We start from the raw sequence: 18,761 nt of genomic DNA on the forward strand, positions 1-18,761 counted from the left end.
CTTCGTCCGGGCGGTTCGGTCGGGTGCTCCCGCCAGCCTACCTGTCACAATCCCCACCGCCACTTTCGCCCACCGTCGACACCCCCGCCGCAAAGCGCTTTCGTCGCGGCCCATGTTTCCCGTCCGCACGGTGGGCTGGAACCGAAGCTTCGCGACGGCGTTCAAATCGGTGGCCGCCCCGTGCGGCCGTTTCGATCCACTGGGACGCTGTCGGCGGAACGACGATGAGCAGGAACGAGGCCCGGATCGCCGGGGACAGGCTGCTCGCGGCCCATCCGAGCGAGGATCCCTTCGCCGCCGCCATCAAGGCGACGCGGATGCCGATGCTGATCACCGATCCGACCCAGCCGGACAACCCGATCATCTTCTGCAACGACGCCTTCCTCGAACTGACAGGCTACGGCCGGGGCGAGGTGATCGGGCGCAACTGCCGTTTCCTGCAGGGGCCGGACACCGACCGCGCCCGCATCGACGACATCCGCCGCGCGGTCGCCGCCGAGGAGCCGGCCCGGGTCGACGTGCTGAACTACCGCAAGGACGGCACGCCGTTCTGGAACGCGCTCTACCTCAGCCCGGTCAAGGACGACGACGACCGGACGATCTACTTCTTCGCCTCCCAGCTCGACGTCACCGACGTCAAGACCCGCGAGGGCGAACTCGCCGCCGCGCGCGACGACCGTGAGCGCGAGGTGCGCGACCGCACCGCCGAGCTGCGCGCCGCGCTCGAGGCCAAGACGGTGCTGCTCCACGAGGTCGACCACCGGGTCAAGAACAACCTCCTGATGATCGCGTCGCTGGTGAAGCTGCAGGCCCGCCGCAGCGAGGACCTCGGCGAGCGCCGCGCGCTGATGGCGGTGCTGGAACGGGTGGAGGCGCTGAGCACGGTGCAGCGCCAGCTGTTCGTGCTCGACGACGTCTCGCGCTTCGACGTCGCCGCCTTCGCCCGCGACCTCTCGGCCGAACTGCTGGCGGCGTCGACGCGCACCGACGTCACGGTCGACCTCGACCTCTCGCCGGTACTGGTGCCGGCGGCCAAGGCGTCGCCGATCGCCCTGATGGTCAACGAGGTGGTCACCGACGCCATCCGCAACGCCTCCGCCGAGGGCGGGCACGTCCGGATCGCCGTCGGCCGCGCCGACGGGCACTTCCGCATCCGCGTCGACGACGACGGCATGGCCGAGCCCGGCGAGGTGCTCGGCCCCGCCTCGGTCGGGCGGCTGATCGTGGAGACCTGCGCCCGGCAGGTCCAGGCCGAGGTCCGGTGGGAGGCCGCCGGCGGCCGGTCCGCGGTGGTCCTCGAACTCCCCGTCGAATTCCTGGAGGACAACGCGTCATGAGTCTCGCCGTCATGGTCGTCGAGGACGAGGCGCTGCTCGCCCTCGAACTCGAGGACGTCCTGCAAGAGAACGGCCACCGGGTGCTCGGCCCGGCGATGTCGCGCAACCAGGCCGTCCGCCTCGCCGAGGAGACGCGCCCCGACCTCGCCCTCGTCGACGTGCACCTGCTCGACGGCCCGACCGGCGTCGAGGTGGCGCGCCACCTGTCGTCGAAGGGCGTGCCGGTGGTGTTCATGACCGCCAACGTGCGCCGGATCCCCGAGGATTTCGCCGGCGCGATCGGGGTGATCGAGAAGCCCTACACGACGAACGGCCTGCAGAACGCCCTGACCTACGTGGTCAAGCGCCTCCACGGCGAGCCGCCGCCGACCGTGCCGGCGAGCCTGACGATGTCGCCGACCATCGCCTGAGGCTGTGGACGCCGGCGGCCGGGACGACTGGTCCCGCGCGATGGTCGTGCTATTTCTCCCGACGCCCCTGCGGTTCGTGGTGGTCGGTTCGGGAGCGCTTCTCCCGCTGTCCGGTTTGCCCTGGGGCCGCCCGTCATGAACGTGCCGATCAAGTGCCCTCCCGATGCGCCGCCCGGCGGCCCGGACACGCTCGCGCTGTTCCGCACGTTCGACTGGGCGTCGACCGCGCTCGGGGACAGGGCGGACTGGCCGCGCAGCCTCGTCACCGCCGCCGACATCGTCCTGCGCTCCCCGCTGCCGATGGTGCTGCTGTGGGGCGCGGACGGGGTGATGATCTACAACGACGGCTACGCCCGGATCTGCGGCGAACGGCACCCGCGCATCTTCGGCAGCAAGGTGCTGGACGCCTGGCCGGAGGCGTCCGGGTGGAACGAGGAGGTTATGCGGGTCGTGATGGGGGGCGGCACGCTCTCGGTCGCCGACCAGGAGTTCACGCTGCTGCGCAACGGCGAGCCCGAGAAGGTCTGGCTGACGGTCGACTACGGCCCGGTCGTCGACGAGACCGGCTCGCCCGGCGGCGTCCTCGCCGTCTGCGTCGAGACCACCGCCCGCGTGCTCGCCGAGCGCCGCGCCGCCGAGGAGCACGAGCGGCTGAAGCTGATGTTCTCGCAGGCGCCGAGCTTCATGGCGATCCTGTCCGGTCCCGAGCACCGCTTCGAGATCGTCAACGCCTCGTATCTGCGACTGGTCGGCCACCGCCGCGACCTGATCGGCAAGACCGTCCGCGAGGCGCTGCCGGACGTCGAGGGCCAGGGCTATTTCGAATTGCTCGACGAGGTGTTCCGCACCGGCCGGGCCTTCACGGGCCGGAACCTCGCGGTCGACCTGCGACGCGAGGCCGGCGCACCACCGGAGAAGCGCTACGTCGACATGATCTACCAGCCGCTCCAGGACGAGCACGGCCGGACCTCGGCGATCTTCGTGGAGGGCTTCGACGTCACCGACCGCACCCTCGCCGAGGAGAAGCAGACGCTGATCCTGCGCGAGATGAGCCACCGCGTGAAGAACCTCTTCGCGATCGTGCTCGGGATGATCTCCTCGACCGCCCGTCGCGCGAAGACCCCCGCCGACATGGCGGCCGCGCTGCAGGGCCGGCTGCGCGCCCTCGCCGCCGCCCATGACCTCGTCCGCCCCGGCTTCGAGACCGACGGCACGAACGGCTCGCGCGCCTCGCTCGACCGGCTGATCCGGGCCGTCGTCGGCCCGCATCTCGACGAGCCGGGTCGGCTCGCCGCCGACGGTCCGGAGATCCTGCTCGGCGAGCAGGCGGCCACGGCGCTGGCGCTGCTGCTCCACGAGACCGCGACCAACGCGGTCAAGTACGGCGCGCTGTCGGTGCCGGGCGGCCGGGTCGACGTTGCGTGGACGACGGTTTCCGGCGCGCTCGAGCTGACGTGGACGGAGAGCGGCGGCCCGGAGCCGCGCGCGCCGAGCAAGCTCGGCTTCGGCAGCCTGTTGGTCGAGCGCAGCGTCACCGGCCAATTGCGCGGCAGCCTGACGCGGACGTGGCGGCCCGAGGGGCTGCTGAAGCAAGTCACCATCCCCACCGACGCGCTGGCGAACTGACCCGCTCCGCGGGGTCACGATTCGCAGTCGCCGCCCGAGCGGCGGTTGACACCTCGATCATCGAGGTGTATCGACCAGCAATGCCTAGCACCTCGATGCATCCAGTGCCGAAGCCCTCTCCCGATCTCACAAGCCGGGCGTATTGGAACGGCACCATCAAGATGAGCCTGTCGAAGCTGTTCATCCTCCGGGTGCTCTGCGACCGGCCGATGCACGGCTACGACATCGCCCGCACGGTCGAGCAGACCACCAACGGCTGCTGCTCGCCGTCCGAGGGCACGATCTACCCGGTGCTGCGCGACTTCGAGGAAAACGGCCTCGTCACCCACGAGACCGACGTCGTCTCGGGGCGCGAGCGCAAGGTCTACACGCTGACCGACAAGGGCCGCGAGGCGCTGCGGGTCGCGGTCGACGCCTGGATCGAGATCACCGACGCTCTGGTCGCGGCCGACAAGGTCGTGCCGCGGACGACGACGCCGGGAAGCGCCTGCTGCGGATGAGCGCCCCCTCTTTTTCGGCTCCCGGCATCGACCATCGAGGCATCGATGGGCAAGGCGGAGGACGGATCATGGATGGAGACTTGCGGACCGCGGGTCGCACGGCGGGCTGCTGCGGCGGGCCGGCGCCGGCGGCCGTCGACGCCTGCTGCGCGGCGGACGCGACGGCGAAGGCGTCCGGTGAGGCCGGCTGCGGCTGTTCCACGCCGGCGCCGCTCGCCGACGCCGCGCCGGCGGGTGGGTGCCGTGCGCCCCTGCCGGTGGCCGTGGATGCGTGAGCGGATGCGGAGGTCCGCCCTCTCCCTCGGCCCGACGGCCGTCGTCTGGACGCTCGGCGTCACCCAGATCGTCGGCTACGGCACGCTCTACTACAGCTTCGCGATCCTCGCCGGCGACGTGGCAGTGAGCTTCGCCGTGCCGGTGTCGCGGATCTTCGGGCTGTTCTCGCTGGCGCTGCTGGTCGGCGGTTTCGCCGCGCCCTTCGTCGGCCGGTGGATCGACCGCCACGGCGCGCCGCGGGTGATGGCCGCGGGCTCGGTGGCGGCGTCGGTCGCGCTGGCGGCGGTGGCACTCGCCCCCGGCCCGACGAGCTTCGCCGCCGCGCTGATCCTGATGGAAGTCGTCTCGGCGGCGGTGCTCTACGACGCCGCCTTCACGGCGCTGGTCCAGATCCGCGGCCGCGACGCGCGCCGACGCATCGGGCACCTGACGCTGATCGCGGGCTTCGCCTCGACGATCTTCTGGCCGCTGACCACGTGGCTGCACGGCTGGCTCGACTGGCGCTCGGTGATGCTCGCCTTCGCCGCCGCCAACCTGATCGTCGCCGCGCCGCTGCACCTCCTGCTGCTCGCCGCGCGCCCGGGCCGCGACACGGCCGGCGATGCGCCGGAGCGTACACCGGCCGTGGCGGTGGATCCGCCGCCGCCGCCGGCGCTCGCCCGGCGGATGTTCGTGCTGGTGACCGCGGGTTTCGCCCTGTCCGGCTTCCTGCTCTCGGCGCTGCTGGCGCAGATGGTGCCGGCGCTGACCGCCCTCGGGCTCGGCGGGTCGGCACTGGTGGTCTCGACCCTGTTCGGGCCGGCCCAGGTGCTGGTGCGCTTCGTCAACCTCGTCTTCGGCGTCCGCCGCCACCCGCTGTTCGTCACCTTGTTCGGCATGACGATGCTGCCGCTCGCCGTGCTGATCCTGGCGACGACCGCGCCGGCGGTCGCGGGTGCGGTGGTCTTCGCGGTGCTGCTCGGCTTCGGCTCCGGCCTGAAGAGCATCGTCCAGGGAACGCTGCCGCTCGCCCTGTTCGGTACGGCGTCCTACGGCAGCCGGCTCGGCCGGATGGCCCTGGCGCGGCAGTTCCTGGCCGCCGCCGCGCCCTTCGCCTTCGCCTGGCAGCTGGAGACCCGGGGCCCGACCGTGGCGCTCGCCACACTCGTGGCGGTCGGCCTGCTCGGGCTCGCGGCCTTCGCCGCGGTCGCGCGCCTCAGGGACCGCGCCGCCGCGCCCTCGACAATCACCGCCAAGGGACGACCATGAGAGGCACCGACCTTCCCGACCACGACGTCTTCCCGGCCCTCGACGCGCGCTTCCTGGAGCCGATCGACGCCGCCGCACTGATCCCGCCCGGCGGCGCGACGCATCCGCCGCGGATCCTGCTGCTCTACGGCTCGCTCCGGGACCGCTCCTACAGCCGCCTGCTCGCCTACGAATGCGCCCGGCTGCTCGAGCGCTTCGGATGCGAGACCCGGATCTACGATCCGGCCGGGCTGCCGCTGCCCGACGGCGCGCCCGCCGATCACCCGAAGGTGCAGGAGTTGCGCGCCCTGTCCGACTGGTCGGAGGGGCAGGTCTGGGTCAGCCCGGAGCGCCACGGCGCGATCACCGGCATCATGAAGGCGCAGATCGACTGGATCCCGCTCGCGATCGGCGCGATCCGGCCGACCCAGGGGCGCACGCTCGCGGTCTGCCAAGTGTCCGGCGGATCGCAGTCCTTCAACGCCGTCAACACGTTGCGCCTGCTCGGCCGCTGGATGCGGATGGTCACGATCCCCAACCAGTCCTCGGTCTCGAAGGCGTTCCAGGAGTTCGACGACGCCGGCCGGATGAAACCCGGCCCGCTCTACGAGCGCGTCGTCGACGTGATGGAGGAACTGGTCAAGTTCACCTATCTCACCCGCGACCGCTCGGCCTATCTGACGAGCCGCTACAGCGAACGGCGCGAGGCCGGCCTGAAGGCGGAGAGCGCGGCGGCGGACCTCGCCCGGCGCTCCGGCGCGACCGGCTGATCAGTCGGGCAGGACGGCGACCATTTCGCCGTCCTCCTTGGTGAAGGTCGCCGGCGGATTGTCGAGGAGGCCCAGCACCCGCTCGGACGGCCGGCACAGCCGGACGCCCTTGTCGGTGACGACGATCGGCCGGTTGATCAGGATCGGATGCGCCATCATGAAGTCGACGATTTCGTCGTCGGTCCACTTCGGATCGGCGAGGCCGAGATCGGCGTAGGGCGTGCCCTTCTCGCGCAGCAGCGCGCGCGGCGCGATCCCCATGCGCGCGATCAGGTCGACCAGCGTCTCGCGGCTCGGCGGCGTCTTCAGGTACTCGACGACGGTCGGCTCCTCGCCGCTCGCCCGGATCATCGCCAGCGTGTTGCGGGACGTGCCGCAGGCGGGGTTGTGGTAGATCGTGACGGGCAAGGCGTTCACTCCGCAGGGGTTGCTACAGGGGCGGCGGCCGCCCTCGGGGCTGCGAGCAGCCAGCCCGCGAGGCCGAGGGCGAGGAAGGCCCCGGCGAATTCGGCGAGGACGAAGCCGGGCAGATCGGCCGGCCGGATGCCGGAGAAGGTGTCGGTCAGGCTGCGGGCGATCGCCACCGCCGGGTTGGCGAAGGACGTCGACGCCGTGAACCAGTAGGCGGCCGTGATCGTGAGGCCGACCAGCACCGGGACCGCGTCCGGCCGGAAACGCAGTCCGCCGAGGACGACCGTGACCAGGGTGAAGGTGGCGACCACTTCGGCCAACCACTGCGACGCACCCGTCCGCACCGTGGCCGAGACGGCGAACGGGGCGTGCTCGAACATCAGGTGCGCGACCAGCGTGCCGGCCACGCCGCCGAGGACCTGCGCGGCCACGTAGGCGAGCCCCTCGCCGGCGGCGAGTTCGCGCCGAGCGACGAACACCGCCGTCACCGCCGGGTTGAAGTGGGCGCCCGAGATCGGGCCGAGGATGGTGATCAGCACGACCAGAATCGCGCCGGTCGGGATGGTGTTGCCGAGGAGCGCGAGGGCGACGTCCGCGGTCAGTCGATCGGCCATGATGCCCGACCCGACCACGGTCGCGACCAGGACGGCGGTGCCGAGCGCCTCGGCGACGAGGCGGCGCGGAAGATCGGGGCGGGCGGTCACGGGCGGTCCTCTGCGGTCGTCCGACCGATGTCGTCCAGCTTCTTCTGGAGCGACAGCCGGTCGAGGCTCGTCACGGGCAGGTTGACGAAGACGCCGATCCGGGCGTTCAGCTGCCGATAGGCGTCGGCGAAGGCGAGCGCCTTCTCCGTGTCCGTCCCCTCCACCGCGGCGGGGTCGGGAACGCCCCAGTGCGCCGTCATCGGCTGGCCCGGCCAGACCGGGCAGGCCTCCGCGGCGGCGCTGTCGCAGACCGTGAAGACGAAGTCCATCTTCGGCGCCCCCGCCACGGCGAACTCGTCCCAGCTCTTCGAGCGGGCGAAGGCGGTGTCGAAACCCGACTGTCGCAGCAGACGGATCGCGAAGGGATTGACCTCGCCCTTCGGCTGGCTGCCCGCCGAATGGGCGCGGAAGCGGCCCTGGCCGAGCTTGTTCAGGATGGCCTCGGCCAGGATCGAACGGGCGGAGTTGCCCGTGCAGAGGAAGAGGACGTCGAAGGTCCGGTCGGACATGGGGCGCTCCATCAGCAGCCGCAGCTCTCGGGATCGGGCGATCCGAGACCGGCGCAGAGTTCGGGACGGCCGCCGCAGCAGTCGGCGGTGAGGAAGGTGATCAGGTCGCGCACGCGCTCGATCGCGACCGCGTAGCGGATGTTGCGTCCGTCGCGGCGCGAGACGACCAAACCGGCCCGCTCGAGATTGGCGAGGTGGAAGGACATCGCCGTCGGCGGCACGGCGAGCTCCGCCGCGATCTCGCCCGACGGCATCCCCTCCGGACCCTTGCGGACGAGCAGCCGGAAGGCGTCCAGGCGGACCTGGTGCCCGAGGGCGACGAAGGCGGGGACGGCTTGGAGATCGTTCAACATACAATCCTACAAGCACGCTTGTAATGTCACAATCAAGCGGACTTCGATCTCCCGCGCGTGGTCGGTCGCGCGGTCGGTCGCGCGCCCGCGGCGGCGGCGACGCGCGCGGCCGGAGAACCGGCCACGCGTCGGGCACCCGGGTCCGAGATCCGATCGAAAGGGACGCCCCGTGCCGCGGGGATCAGAGCGCGAGGCGGCGCGGCGCGAGGTCCTGGCGCCGGCGGTCCGGCGAGACGAAGTCCTCGAGCGCGGCGGGACGGCCGAGCAGGTAGCCCTGCAGGCGGTCGCAGCCGAGCGTGCGCAGGAGTTCGGCCTGCTCGGCGGTCTCGACGCCCTCGGCGACGCTGACCATGCCGAGCCGGCGCGCGAGGTTCACGACCGCCTCGACGATGGCGAGGCTGGAGGGGTCGGACGCGATGGTGTCGACGAAGGAGCGGTCGATCTTGACGACGTCCACCGGCAGGCTCTTCAGGTGCGACAGCGAGGCGTGGCCGGTGCCGAAGTCGTCGAGGGCGACGCGAACGCCGCGTTCGCGCAGCGCCCCGAGACAGGCGCCGATCTCGTCCTGGACACCCTCCAGGAACACGGTCTCGGTGACCTCGAGGACCACTTTGGACAGGTCGACGCCGAAGCGGGCGAAGCCGGTGGTCAGGCGCTCGACGAGATCGCCGCGGGCGAAGTCCGACGAACCGACGTTGATGCCGATCGACGGTGCGAGCCCGTGCAGATCGCGCCAAAGGTGATACTGCCCGGCGACCAGACGAATCATCCGGCTGGTGACGTGGTGCGACAGGTTGGCGTCCTGCAACGCGGCGTGGAACGCGCCAGCCGGCACGACCGTCCCGTCGGCGGCGACGAGGCGGACCAGGGCCTCGAAGCTGGTGACGCCCCCGCTGGCGGCATCGACCACCGGCTGGTAGTGCGCGATCAGGCGATCCTCGAAGATGGCGCTCTCGAGCCGCTGGATCGCGCCGATCCGCTCCATGATCCGGGTGCGCAGTTCGGCGTTGAAGGCGACGCAGCCGCCGCGGACGTGCTCCTTGGCGTGATGCAGCGCGAAGTCGGCGCTCTGGTAGCAGACGTCGGGATCGCTGCCGGGCTCGACCTCGGCGAGGCCGACGCTGACGCGTGGCATGATGCTGATCCGCCCGGCCGTGAGCGGTCGCTGCGCCAGTCGGAGGATCCGCCGCGCCAGCGCGGGAACGGCGTCGGCGGCGTCGGTGGCGACCAGCACGGCGAACTCGTCGCCGCCGAGACGATAGGCCCGGCCGCCCGCGGGCACGATCTCGGTCAGTTTGCGGGCAAGGTCGACCAGCACGAGGTCGCCGGTGGCGTGACCGTGGGCGTCGTTGATGATCTTGAAGGCGTCGAGGTCGAGCAGCAGCAGCCCGACCCGTCGGTCGCCGGCGAGCCGCGTGCGCAGGTCCTCGCGAAAGCGGCGCAGGTTGCCGAGACCGGTCAGGGCGTCCGTGTTGGCGATCTCCTCCAGCGCCTGCTTGCCGCGGTACTCCTCCGAGACGTCGCGGACGATGCCGAACAGGCTGCGCGCCTTGCCGTCGACCATCTCGACGTCGCTGACCACGTGGACCCAGCGCGCCTCGCCCGCCGGCGTCACGATGCGGTAGTCCTTGTTGACGGGGATGGCGATGCCGCGCCGCGCGGCGTCGAGGCGCAGGCGCATCTCCTCGCGGTCCTCGGGGGCGTAGCAGGCGAGCACGGTCCCCGAATCGAGCGGCGCGCCGACGGGGATGCCGACGTTGCGGTAGACCTGATCGGACCACTGGATGGTACCGTCCTCGAGGTCGAGCCGGAAGCCGCCGACCTTGGCGGAGGCCTCGGTCTGCCGGAACCGAGCCTCGCGCAGGTCGACCTCGTGCTTCAACTCGACGAAGTTCTCGCGCACCAGCGCCAGCTGCAGGACCGTCTCGGCGATGGCGCGGAGATCGCCGAGTTGCGCGAGCACCGTATCGGGCGCGTGCAATTCGGGACCGAGCACGCAGAGCGCGCCGATCGTCTCGCCCTCGATTCCGAGCGGGACCCCGACATAGCTGCGCACGCCCATGGTGCGGACGAGCCCGTTCGCCGCGAAGCGCGGGTCGCCGGCGGCGTCGGCGACGACGAGCGGGCGGCGGGTGTCGACCACCACCTTGCAGAAGGAGCCCGTCAGCGGAGCCTCGGTGTCGTCGGCGCCGTAGCGGGCGATGAAGCGCTGGCGGTCGTGGTCGACATAGGTCAGGAGCGCGATCGGATAGCCGCTCGACGAGGCGGCAAGGTGCAGCACGGGGTCGAAGGTGCCGCCTTCGATCCCGAGAACCACCTCGCGGAGCTGCAACGCCTTGGCGCCGTGTAGCGACCTCTCCGACCCACCCATTCGGGCACTCGCTGGAACCTCGATGACCACCATCGAAGATGATACATCTTGAGCGGTCCAGGAGTTAATATTGTGTGTTCTTCGATCGCGGCGGGCAATCGCCGCGCGTCTTTCCATTTATGCGCGCACAACCTTAACACGGCGACGGCGGGTTGACGCAAGGGAATGCGTCCCCTCGTCGCGATATGTCGGATGTTCCCCGGCGGGATCGGTCAGCGCCAGCCGGCGGCGAGTTCGCGGATGCGCTCGCCGACGCGGCGGCGGGCGCGGGCGAGACGTCCGGGCTCTTCGGCGGCGACGGTCATGTCGTTGCCGCGCCACGTAAAGCCGTCGCCGGCGAGCGCGGCCGCCCACAGCAGCGGCAGCGCGGCGTCGCGCAGCAGCTTGGCGGCGAGACCGCGCACCGACAGCGGCCAGCCGGAGACCCGGTCGAGCGCCACCTCGGCGCCGTACCAGACCAGGGCGTAGGCCGCGACCGCCTCGGCCGGCCAGACGCCGTTCGCCGCGAGCACGACGGCGCCGGCGATCGGTAGCGCGCCGCCGGCGAGGAGCTCGGGCGCGAAGAACAGCGGGAAGGAGGCGCGGCGCAGCCGGGCCCAGCGCAGCTGACGGCGCCAGACCTCGCCGATGGTGCGCCGGCCGAGCGGCTGCGGATAGGGCCGGTCGACGAGCCGGACCGAGAGGCCGGCCTCGCGCACCACCTTGGTGGAAGCGGCGTCCTCGGCCACCTCGGCGGCGAGACGGTCGATGCCGCCGGCGCGGTCGAGCAGCGGACGGTACCAGAACATCGACTTGCCCTGGGCGAAGCCGAGGCCGACGGTGTCGGCGACCAGCTGCCAGCGCGCCTGGAAGCCGTTGAGCCAGGCGCATTCGACCTCGGCCCACAGGTTGGCGGGCGCGACACCGATCGGCGGCGAGCAGACGAGGCCGGTGCGCTCGTCCCAGCGCGCCATCGAGCGGCCGAGGAAGTCGGGCGCCATCAGCACGTTGCTGTCGACCATGGCGATCCAGTCGTGCCGCGCCGCCGCCCAGCCCTTGACCACGTTGTTGAGCTTGGGGTTGACGCTGATGCGGTCGTCGCCGACCAGCAGCCGCGCCTCGCGCTCCGGATGGGCGGCGATCAGCCGGCGCACCAGCGGCACCACCGGATCGTCGGCCGAGGCGACGCAGAACACGATCTCGTAGTCGGGATGGTCGAGCCCGAAGCTGCTGGCGAGCGTCGCCTCGACCGCGTTCTCGAGCCCGCAGACCGGCCGGAGCAGCGTCACCGGCGGGCGGCGCGCCGACAGCGCGCTCGAGCCCGGGCGCCGGCGCGCGCGCCACGCGGCGAGGGCGACGCCGGTGAGCTGCACCGCCATCGCGAACCCACAGAAGGTCGACAGGGTCTCCATGCGGCCGTGTCTCCGGATCCAGGAATTCCAGCGACTAACCCAGCCTCGTGACAGTCGCGCGAAGGCCGGCGTACCCGGACATGTCAGCGTGGCGACGGCGACGACCGACCATGATGGCGTCACGATCCGGTCGCCGATGTCGCGCGCGGCCGGCGAAGCGGCCGCGCGAACGGGTGGCGGCACGTCCGGGGAGCGGCGATGGAAGACTGGTTCTGGCGGGAACTCGGCGCGCACGGCGCGCGGCCGGCGCTGATCGTCCCGGGGCGCGACCCGGTCCGCTACGACGAACTCGCCGACAGGGCGCGCGACTTCGCCGCCCGGCTCGGACCGGGGCGCCGGCTGGTCGCGGTCGAGGCGGCACCGTCCGACCACGCCGTGACGGCCTGGCTCGGGGCCCTCGTCGGCGGCCACGCGGTCGCCCTCGTCGCGCCCGACGACGCCGCGGCGCGGCACGCCTTCGCCGACCGATTCGCCCCCGACGCCACCGTCCGCCGCGTCGCCGGCCGCTGGCGGCTCGAGGAGTCGGCGCCCCCGTCCGACGGCGACCGGCGCCTTCATCCCGACCTCGCGGAGATGCTGGTGACCTCCGGCAGCACCGGCTGCGGCAAGGCCGTGCGGCTGTCGCGGCGCGCCGTCGACACCAACGCCCGCGCGATCGCCCGCTATCTCGGCCTCTCGCCCGCCGACCGCGCCGCGCTGGTGCTGCCGCTCCACTACAGCTACGGCCTCTCGGTGCTGGCCTCGCACCTCGCCGTCGGCGCGTCGGTCGACCTCGGCTTCGGCTCGGTGCTCGACGACGGCTTCGTCGACCGCCTCGCCGCCTCGGGCTGCACCGGCCTCGCCGGGGTGCCCTACACCTACGACCTCCTGGAGCGGATCGGCTTCCGCGACCGCATGCCGGCGGGCCTGCGTACCATGACCGTCGCGGGCGGACGGCCCTCCCCCGACCTCGTCGTCGCCTACGACGCGGCGATGCGTCGAACCGGCGGCCGCTTCTTCGCCATGTACGGCCAGACCGAGGCGACGGCGCGGATCGCCTACCTGCCGCCGGAGCGGGCCGCCGACGCGCCCGACCGGATCGGCGTCGCCATCCCCGGCGGCAGCCTCGCGTTGGTCGGCGACGACGGCCGGCCGGTGACGGCGCCGGGCGCCGTCGGCGAACTCGTCTACCGCGGCCCCAACGTGATGATGGGCTACGCCGAGACCGCCGCGGACCTCGCCCGCGGCCACGAGGTCGAGACGCTCGCCACCGGCGACCTCGCCGAGGTCGACGCCGACGGGCTCTACCGCATCGTCGGCCGCCGCGCGCGCTTCTCCAAGATCGCCGGCGTGCGCGTCGGCCACGACGCCGTCGAGGCGGCGCTGCGGCGCGAGGGCGTCGTCGCGGCCGTCACCGGCGACGACCGCGGCCTCGCCGCCGCCTTCGTCGGGGCCCGGGCGGTCGAGGACGTCCGGCGCCGCCTCGCCGCGGTGGCCGGGCTGACGCTCCGCCACGTCCGCGCGGTCAGGGTCGACGACCTGCCGCGGCTCGCTTCCGGCAAGGTCGACCTCGCCGCGGTCGGCCGGCTCTGCGCCGCGCCGGCGCCGCGCGACGCCGGCCTCGCCGCCGCCTTCCGCGAGGTGTTCTACCCGCACCCGGTCGCCGACGGCGACAGCTTCGCCGCGCTCGCCGGCGACAGCCTGCGCTACGTCGAGATCTCCGCCCTGCTCGAACAGCGCCTCGGCCGCATCCCCGAGGGCTGGGAGACCATGACGCTGGCCGACCTGACGCGGCTCGGCCGCGAGGACGGCGGCCCGGGCCGGTCGATCCGGATCGACCTCCTGATCCGCGCCCTCGCGATCCTGCTGGTGGTGACCCAGCACGCCACGCTGTGGCCGATCCCGGGGGGATCGGCGGCGATGACCGTATTGATCGGCTTCGGCCTCGCCCGCTTCCAGCGCGACAGCCTCGCCGCCGGCGACCTCGGCCGCGTGCTGCGCCCGCTCGCCTCGGTGCTGGCGCCCTATTACGCGCTGGTCGCCGCCTACGCGCTCGTCTGGGACCAAGTGCCGTGGGCGTCGGTGTTCCTCGTCGGCAACTTCGGGATCGCCGACCCGGTCAGGCACACCATGCTGCCGTTTCTCTACTGGTACGTCGAGGTCTACGCCCAGACCATGCTGCTGCTCGCCGCCGTGTTCTCGGTGCCGGCGGTGCGGCGGGCGGCCGGACGCGATCCGTTCCGGCTCGGTCTCGTCTTCCTCGCCGTCGGCGTCGCCGCCCATTTCGCCGGGCCGGCGCTGTGGCCCATCGGCGACCGGAAGATCTTCACCCTGCCCTGGGTGCTGCCGCTCGCCGCCTTCGGCTGGTGCGCCGCCGTCGCCGACACGCCGGCCCGCCGGGCGGTGGTGCTCGCCGTCGCGGCCGTGGCGATGCCGCTCTTCGCCTGGACCGGCGGCAACTGGACCGGCGCCTGGGTGCTCTACGGCCTTCAGATCGCCGTGATCGCCGCCCTCCTCCACCTCCGCACGATACGGCTGCCCGCTCCGCTCGCCGCGGGCGTGCTGGCGCTCGCGACCGCGAGCTTCCACGTCTACCTGTTCCACCGCTTCGTCCCGGAGCTCTTCCTCGCCCATCTCGAGCCGCATCTCGGCGCCGGCGCCTTCGCGGCGGTGTCCGTGGTCGGCGGTGTGCTGTTCGGCTGGTCGGTGCACCGGCTGGTCCGCGAACTGCGCGCTCGGATGGCGGCGCGGCACGGCGCCGGTGCGATGGCGCCGCCGGCACGGTCCTGATACCGGGTGTCGGACCGGCGGCGGTTGCCGAGGGCGGGCGGCTCCCCTATGTCGAGGGTCCGATCCAGGGAGCGCCGCCGATGTGGACCGCCCACCGCTACCACGACCTCGCCGACCGCCTCTACGCGGAGGTCGCGCCGGTGCCGGTGCGCGCGCCGACACTGGTGGCGCTCGACGAGACGCTCGCCGCCGACCTCGGCCTCGAGCCCGCGTGGCTGCGCTCGCCCGAGGGCGTCGCCGCCCTCGCCGGCAACGCCGTGCTGCCCGGCACGCGGCCGGTCGCACTCGCCTATGCCGGCCACCAGTTCGGCCAGTTCGTGCCGAGCCTCGGCGACGGCCGCGCGGTGCTGCTCGGCGAGGTCGTCGCGACGGACGGCCGGCGCCGCGAGATCCAGCTGAAGGGCTCGGGACGGACGCCGTTCTCGCGCGGCGGCGACGGCCGTGCCGCGCTCGGCCCGATGCTGCGCGAGTTCGTGATCTCCGCCGCCATGGCCGGCCTCGGCATCCCGACCACCCGGTCGCTGGCGGTGATCGCCACCGGCGAGCCGGTCCGCCGCGAGACCATGCTGCCGGGCGCGATCGTCGTCCGCGTCGCCGAAAGCCACGTCCGCGTCGGCACCTTCCAGTATTTCGCCGCCCGCGGCGACCGCGAGGCGCTCGCGCTCCTGGTCGACGACGTGGTGGCGCGCAGCTATCCCGAGCTCGCGGCCACCGCCGGACCCGAGCGCGCCGCGGCGCTGCTCGACGCCGCCTGCGCGCGGCAGGCGAAGCTGGTGGCCTCTTGGATGGGCGTCGGCTTCGTCCACGGCGTGATGAACACCGACAACGTCGCGCTCGCAGGCGAGACGATCGACTACGGCCCCTGCGCCTTCCTCGACGCCTACGATCCCGCCACGGTGTTCAGCTCGATCGACCGGATCGGCCGCTACGCCTTCGCCAACCAGCCGCACATGGCGGGCTGGGCGATGGCGCGCCTCGCCGAGGCGCTGCTGCCGCTCCTCGCCGACGACCGCGACCGCGCCGTCGCGATCGCCCAGGCCGCGATCGACCGCATGGCCGCCGCCTCGACACGCGCCTACGACGCCGTCATGGCCGCCAAGATCGGCCTCGCCGCCGACGATCCCGCCGCGCGCGACCTCGTCACCCGCCTGCTCGCCGCGATGGCGGCGACGGCAGCCGACCATACCGCCACCTTCACGGCCCTGACGGACGCAACCGCCGATCCCGCGGCGGTACCGGCGCTCGCCGCACGCCTCTCGTCATCCGAACTGGCCGCTTGGCTCGAAGACCACCGCGCCGCGGTCGCCGCCGGGACGGGCGCCGCCGCGGCGGCGGTCGCGCGGATGCGGGCGGCGAACCCGCGCTTCGTGCCGCGCAACCACCGCGTCGAGGCGGCGCTGGCGGCCGCGGCCGAGGGCGACCTCGGCCCGCTCGGCGATCTCCTCGCCGTCGTCCGGCGGCCCTTCGACGAGCACCCGGCCCTCTCCGCGCTCGCCGAACCGCCGCCGCCGGGCGGCGGGATCTACCGCACCTTCTGCGGCACCTGACGAGCCGATCCGGGCCGCGTGTCACGCCGACGGGGTGCGGGCGTCGTAGACCGGCTGCAGCGCCGCGACGCGCCGCCAGAAGCCGTCCGGTGCGCGGCCGGCGAGCCGGTCGGCGAGGATGTCGAGGTGGACGTGCCAGCCCGTCGAGACCAGCACGGTCATGCCGCGGTCGCGGGTCCGCGAATGGGTGATGGTCAGACGAACGCCGCCGTCGGCGTCGGCAAGATCGAAGCGGACCTCGGACGCGTCGGGTCCGGTGCCCCAGGTGAAGGCGAGCAGCGCCGGCGGGTCGCAGGCCAGCACCGTGCCCCGCAGCCGGGATTCCTCGCCGTGGGCGGCGAGATGGGCCGGCGGCGGGTCGTCGCCCTCGGTCAGCTCGTTGTTGCGGAACACCAGTTCGATCGCCCCGCCGGTGGCGAGGTCGAAGGCGCCGGCGGCCAGCCACTGCCGGCGCAGGTCCGCCTCGGTGAGATAGCGCCAGACCCGCTCGCGCGGCCCCGGCAGCATGCGCTCGATCCGCACCTCGTCGCGCGCGGTGAGCCGGCCGAAGCCGCCGTCGTCCATCTGGTCAAGTCGAGCCATCGTGTCCTCCTCGCTCTGCGTCCTCGGCGGCGAGAAGCGCCGCGAGGGTGTCCAACCGTTCGGTCCAGAACCGCTCGAAATGCCGGATCCACTCGCGGCCGGCGTGCATCGGCGCCGCGTCGAGCCGGCAGACGTGGACCCGCCCGCGCACCTCGCGCCGGATCAGGCCGGCTTCCTCCAGCACGCGCACGTGCTTGGACGCCGCGGCGAGCGACATCGGATGCGGCGCCGCGAGGTCGCCGACCGACGCTTCCCCCTGACCGAGCCGCAGCAGCATGGCGCGCCGGGTGGGATCGGCGAGCGCGTGGAAGACGGCGTCGAGCCGTTCGGGATGTTCTTCAACCATGTGGTTGAGAATAGCGGGGGCGATCAGGACAGTCAACCGGTTGGTTGAATTTCCGGGCACGGAAGAGCGACACCGGGGCGGACGTCGCCGCCGGTCGGGTCGATCAGTCGCGGGGGGCTTCGGTGCGGTCGGCCGGGCCGTAGTCGCGGATCACGGTGGCGATGCGCAGGCGGTAGTCGCGGAACATGCCGCCGCGGCCGACGGCCTGGGCGCGGCGGTGGTCGAGATGGTTGCGCCAGACCTTGATCGCCGCCTCGTCGCGCCAGAATTGCAGCGACAACAGCTTGCCCTCGTCGTAGAGGCTCTCGAAACGCTCGACCGAGATGAAGCCGTCGATCTGTGCGACCTCCGCCTTCAGGTCCGCGGCCAAGGCGAGATAGGCTCCGCGCTGGCCCTCGGCGGGCCAGACTTCGAAGATCACGGCGAGCATCGAATCCCCCGTCCGGGTTCGAGAAACCCCATCCTCGCCGAAGTGGCGGACAGCGTCACGACCCGACCGTGCGGTATGCCTTACGTTACGTCAACGCATCGAGGGTCGTGCGCATCATGTCGTTCGCCACCGCGACGACCTTCGCCGACGCGGCGTAGCCCTGCCGCGCCCGGAGCACGTCCGTGAGTTCGACGACGACGTCCACCGCCGGGGCGGCGACGGTGCCGTCCGGGCCGGCGTCGGGAGCATCCGGATCGAAGCGGCTCTCGTAGGCCGGCGCGCGCGGCACCAGGTCGGCCCGGACGCCGCCGTCGGCCGTGGCGGTGGTGCGCACCGCGACCGGCGCGTAGGCGTTCGAGCGGCCGGCGGCGTCGGGCGGTGCGCCCGTGCTGCCGGCATTGGCGAGGTTGGACGCCGCCGCGTCGAGCCGGAGGCTCGCGGCCCGCATCCCGCCGAGGGCCGTCCCGATCGCACCGACGCCCATCGTCCTCCCTCCCCGTCGTTCCCCGTGTCGGCGACCATGGTCGCGCCGAGGCGTTCACGGCGGCTTGCGCGGGTCGGTGCAATTCGACCGACCGAGCGACGGCAACGGCGCGCATCGTGATTTGACGGCGGGGGCGGCCTGCCCGAAGCTCCAGAATGGTCGTGACCGCGCGGTCCGCGCGGCCCCGGAGAGGAGCCCGCGCCATGATCGCCTCCCGCATCGCCGCCGCCTTGCTCGTCCTGCTCGTCGCCGTGCTGCCGGCCGGCGCCGCGGAGTTCACCGACGCCGTCGCCCGCAAGATGGTGAAGGACGCCACCGCCTTGGTGAAGAAGGGCAAGTACCTGCGCGGCCCGGCGATCACGTCCGCCCTGATCGGCCGGCAGTTCTACGCGCGGCAGCCGGGTTCGGCGGCCATCCCGACGTTCCAGTTCTATTCGACGGGCTACACCGTCTCGCTCGGCTTCAACTCCGCGCTCTACGACTGGAAGGTCTCGGGCAACATGTTCTGCTCGAAGCTCCGCACCGCCTCGGCATACGTCTGCAAGCACCGTGTGGTGAAGCTGACGGACGGCACCGTGCTGGTCGGCACCGCCGGCGCCAAGAGCATCGCGATGCGGCCGCGCATCAAGGCCTGAACGCCCCGCTCGGTCTCAGAGCCTGTTTCAAAAGTCGGCGGCCGAGGGCCGCCAGGGGATTTTTCGTCGTCGGCAGGAGCCGA

At 72.6% G+C, this 18,761-nt stretch carries 19 protein-coding genes; 9 read left to right on the plus strand and 10 right to left on the minus strand.

The window, feature by feature from the left end; genetic code table 11:
- Window positions 1–224 precede the first annotated feature (224 nt).
- From EDD54_RS06080 to arsH, 6 genes are all read left to right on the plus strand, one after another.
- Window positions 225–1,337, plus strand: a complete 1,113-nt coding sequence (locus tag EDD54_RS06080; protein ID WP_126535611.1) for a PAS domain-containing protein — start codon at window positions 225–227, stop codon at window positions 1,335–1,337.
- Complete coding sequence (locus tag EDD54_RS06085) at window positions 1,334–1,747, plus strand: response regulator (RefSeq protein ID WP_245515653.1); 414 nt, start codon at window positions 1,334–1,336, stop codon at window positions 1,745–1,747. Before EDD54_RS06080 ends, EDD54_RS06085 begins: the two co-directional genes overlap by 4 nt.
- Window positions 1,748–1,882: 135 nt before the next feature.
- Window positions 1,883–3,373, plus strand: coding sequence for a PAS domain-containing protein (locus EDD54_RS06090; protein ID WP_126535609.1), 1,491 nt, complete (start codon window positions 1,883–1,885; stop codon window positions 3,371–3,373).
- Between the two features lie 161 nt (window positions 3,374–3,534).
- Window positions 3,535–3,873 carry a PadR family transcriptional regulator gene (locus EDD54_RS06095; RefSeq protein ID WP_126535607.1) on the plus strand — a complete coding sequence of 113 codons (339 nt, stop codon included), beginning with the start codon at window positions 3,535–3,537 and terminating at the stop codon, window positions 3,871–3,873.
- Window positions 3,874–4,152: 279 nt separating this feature from the next.
- On the plus strand, window positions 4,153–5,397 hold the full coding sequence (arsK, locus tag EDD54_RS06105; RefSeq protein WP_126535604.1) for an arsenite efflux MFS transporter ArsK: 1,245 nt from the start codon (window positions 4,153–4,155) through the stop codon (window positions 5,395–5,397).
- A complete protein-coding gene (gene arsH / locus EDD54_RS06110) occupies window positions 5,394–6,146 on the plus strand; it encodes an arsenical resistance protein ArsH (protein ID WP_126535601.1) in 753 nt (250 codons plus the stop codon). The genes arsK and arsH overlap by 4 nt, the downstream gene beginning before the upstream one ends.
- Here the strand turns inward: arsH and arsC are convergent, their stop codons facing one another.
- The 6 genes from arsC to EDD54_RS06140 all read right to left on the minus strand — a co-directional run bounded on the left by arsC (window position 6,147) and on the right by EDD54_RS06140 (window position 11,885).
- Window positions 6,147–6,554 (minus strand): arsenate reductase (glutaredoxin), encoded by a 408-nt coding sequence (arsC, locus tag EDD54_RS06115; RefSeq protein ID WP_126535599.1) that lies wholly within the window; start codon window positions 6,552–6,554, stop codon window positions 6,147–6,149.
- 5 nt (window positions 6,555–6,559) lie between these two features.
- Window positions 6,560–7,261, minus strand: coding sequence for an aquaporin (locus tag EDD54_RS06120; protein WP_126535597.1), 702 nt, complete (start codon window positions 7,259–7,261; stop codon window positions 6,560–6,562).
- Window positions 7,258–7,770, minus strand: coding sequence for an arsenate reductase ArsC (locus EDD54_RS06125; RefSeq protein WP_126535595.1), 513 nt, complete (start codon window positions 7,768–7,770; stop codon window positions 7,258–7,260). Before EDD54_RS06125 ends, EDD54_RS06120 begins: the two co-directional genes overlap by 4 nt.
- A gap of 11 nt (window positions 7,771–7,781) precedes the next feature.
- Window positions 7,782–8,120 carry an ArsR/SmtB family transcription factor gene (locus tag EDD54_RS06130; RefSeq protein WP_126535593.1) on the minus strand — a complete coding sequence of 113 codons (339 nt, stop codon included), beginning with the start codon at window positions 8,118–8,120 and terminating at the stop codon, window positions 7,782–7,784.
- Between the two features lie 184 nt (window positions 8,121–8,304).
- A complete protein-coding gene (locus EDD54_RS06135) occupies window positions 8,305–10,494 on the minus strand; it encodes a putative bifunctional diguanylate cyclase/phosphodiesterase (RefSeq protein WP_165644657.1) in 2,190 nt (729 codons plus the stop codon).
- Between the two features lie 212 nt (window positions 10,495–10,706).
- Window positions 10,707–11,885, minus strand: a complete 1,179-nt coding sequence (locus EDD54_RS06140) for a ceramide glucosyltransferase (RefSeq protein ID WP_126535589.1) — start codon at window positions 11,883–11,885, stop codon at window positions 10,707–10,709.
- Window positions 11,886–12,083: 198 nt separating this feature from the next.
- On the opposite strand from EDD54_RS06140, the gene EDD54_RS06145 reads away from it, so the two are divergent.
- Both EDD54_RS06145 and EDD54_RS06150 read left to right on the plus strand, forming a co-directional pair.
- Complete coding sequence (locus tag EDD54_RS06145; RefSeq protein WP_126535587.1) at window positions 12,084–14,654, plus strand: AMP-binding protein; 2,571 nt, start codon at window positions 12,084–12,086, stop codon at window positions 14,652–14,654.
- Between the two features lie 80 nt (window positions 14,655–14,734).
- Window positions 14,735–16,201 carry a protein adenylyltransferase SelO gene (locus tag EDD54_RS06150; RefSeq protein ID WP_126535585.1) on the plus strand — a complete coding sequence of 489 codons (1,467 nt, stop codon included), beginning with the start codon at window positions 14,735–14,737 and terminating at the stop codon, window positions 16,199–16,201.
- Window positions 16,202–16,222: 21 nt separating this feature from the next.
- Here the strand turns inward: EDD54_RS06150 and EDD54_RS06155 are convergent, their stop codons facing one another.
- The 4 genes from EDD54_RS06155 to EDD54_RS06170 form a co-directional block, all read right to left on the minus strand.
- Complete coding sequence (locus EDD54_RS06155; RefSeq protein ID WP_207620652.1) at window positions 16,223–16,783, minus strand: SRPBCC family protein; 561 nt, start codon at window positions 16,781–16,783, stop codon at window positions 16,223–16,225.
- Window positions 16,770–17,129: an ArsR/SmtB family transcription factor gene (locus EDD54_RS06160; RefSeq protein WP_126541676.1), complete on the minus strand. Its 360-nt coding sequence runs from the start codon at window positions 17,127–17,129 to the stop codon at window positions 16,770–16,772. Before EDD54_RS06160 ends, EDD54_RS06155 begins: the two co-directional genes overlap by 14 nt.
- A 103-nt stretch (window positions 17,130–17,232) precedes the next feature.
- Window positions 17,233–17,559, minus strand: coding sequence for an antibiotic biosynthesis monooxygenase family protein (locus tag EDD54_RS06165; RefSeq protein ID WP_126535583.1), 327 nt, complete (start codon window positions 17,557–17,559; stop codon window positions 17,233–17,235).
- An 85-nt stretch (window positions 17,560–17,644) separates the two neighbouring features.
- Window positions 17,645–18,043 carry a flagellar basal body rod protein FlgC gene (locus EDD54_RS06170; RefSeq protein WP_126535581.1) on the minus strand — a complete coding sequence of 133 codons (399 nt, stop codon included), beginning with the start codon at window positions 18,041–18,043 and terminating at the stop codon, window positions 17,645–17,647.
- A 203-nt stretch (window positions 18,044–18,246) separates the two neighbouring features.
- Here EDD54_RS06170 and EDD54_RS06175 point away from each other — a divergent pair, with 203 nt between their 5' ends.
- Entirely contained in the window at window positions 18,247–18,678 is a 432-nt protein-coding gene (locus tag EDD54_RS06175; protein WP_126535579.1) for a hypothetical protein, read from the plus strand.
- The last annotated feature ends 83 nt before the right edge of the window (window positions 18,679–18,761 follow it).

Origin of the sequence: Oharaeibacter diazotrophicus (assembly GCF_004362745.1) — a bacterium.
GTDB lineage: Bacteria > Pseudomonadota > Alphaproteobacteria > Rhizobiales > Pleomorphomonadaceae > Oharaeibacter > Oharaeibacter diazotrophicus.